Annotated in this window: 1 protein-coding gene; it reads left to right on the top strand. The window is 39.1% G+C overall.

Annotation, left to right across the window (positions count from 1 at the left end; translation table 11 throughout):
* The first annotated feature begins 247 nt into the window (after positions 1 to 247).
* A complete protein-coding gene (locus tag ACIQZA_RS25515) occupies positions 248 to 1,471 on the top strand; it encodes an IS110 family RNA-guided transposase (RefSeq protein ID WP_402884630.1) in 1,224 nt (407 codons plus the stop codon).
* Positions 1,472 to 1,641 lie beyond the last annotated feature (170 nt).

Here is a 1,641-nt window from a genome sequence, read left to right as displayed (position 1 = left end):
AAAAACATACTAACATTAGTAGTACAAACCAAGGCCATGGTTTGTGCTACTATTTTTTTATAGTAGAAGTGAAGAAAAGCCGACCAGCCTCTGGGACCATTTGTGAGTCCGTATATAAAACCGGCTAACTTCATGCCCTTATATGAATCAGTTTAGTATGTTGGGTCCTAAGAGATCGTGTATAAGAAAGTGGAATCGATAAGGTACAGTGAAGGCTTCTATGATTGGTCAAAAGGAGAAGAATGAGATGAAACATGTCATTGCGTTAGATGTCAGTAAAGGAAAAAGTACCGTTGCGATTTATGATGGTCACCGCCAATGTGAGTTTGAAGGTGTGCTACATCATACACGGGGTGATTTTGAGCGATTACACGAACGAATGGAAGAGATGACAAAGCAAGATGGACAAGTACCAGATATCGTATTTGAAGCAACAGGCATCTATTCAAAACCTGTCGAAGCGTTTTTTAAAGATTACGGCTATGCATACTGCCTTATGAATCCACTTGAAGCGAATTTACAAATGGCAACGATGCGTCGCAATAAAACCGATATCAGTGATGCCCATGAACTCGCGAAGACACATTTCAAAATGGAACGCGAAACAACGTACATACAAGACGATTATTATGAACAGATGCGTGCACTGACTCGTTATTACGATGAAATTGACGAAGAAATCATTTTACTTAAAAGTAGACTGCATGCCATTTTACAGCTGAGTTTTCCAGAATTAGAAAAGCTGATTACACCGAGTTCAGCACTATTTTTAAATATTGTACAACTATATCCGCACCCGGCACTTTTACAGGCCCATTCAAAAACGATTATTAAAAATCGTTTAAAGGCCAATACGCGAAAAAACCTATCGCTAATACGTGCGGAGGCTAAAGCTATTACATTATTAGAAGCAGCTGAAAACAGTTACCCAGCGATTAAACCCACAGATATTCGTTGTGATCAAGCACGAGATTACGCAGCTCGCATTGCGGATTTACTAGAGAAGAAAGATGCGCTTGTGAAACAGATGGTGGAATTGTCGGAAGGACGAAAAGAATATTTAGTATTTCGTTCGATTCCTGGGATTGGCGATTCAACGGCGTGCCGATTAATTGGAGAGATTGGTGACATCCGCCGCTTTCAGAATGCGAAACAACTGAACGCTTACGCAGGCATTGATATTATGCGGTACCAGTCTGGGAATATGCAATATCGAGACAGGATTAATAAACGAGGAAACAAACATTTACGGAAGATTTTATATTTTATGGTGTGCGCCATGCTTATGGCTAAAAGAAAACCGAATCATTTTGTGGACTATTACTACAAATTAAAAAAGCAACCTCAGAGGAAGCCTCATAAGGTTGCGATCATCGCCTGCATCAATAAGTTTCTGAAAGTGACATTTCAGTTACTGACGCGTGGCATTCTTTACGATTATGAGTCCGCACTACCAGCTCAGAAATCGTAATCACCTACATAGAACTATATCATAATGACCTTTCGAAAAAAATAAAAATCGTCAGGTCTTTTTGGTGTATCTAAAAATGAGTGTGAAGTGGTGAGGGATATCCCTCACCACTTCACACTCATAAAAATATAAATTATTTCATTAAATAAGGTTGACTAATCGTAAGAAAG

Origin of the sequence: Lysinibacillus sp. NPDC096382, assembly GCF_044762845.1 — a bacterium.
In the GTDB taxonomy this organism is placed as follows: Bacteria; Bacillota; Bacilli; order Bacillales_A; family Planococcaceae; genus Lysinibacillus.
Note: the sequence above shows the minus strand (reverse complement) of the source record. Positions and strands in the feature narration are given on the sequence as shown.

Excerpts from the sequence above, each read along its gene's own strand:
- ACIQZA_RS25515 (WP_402884630.1), top strand. The coding sequence starts at position 248 with ATGAAACATGTCATTGCGTTAGATGTCAGTAAAGGAAAAAGTACCGTT.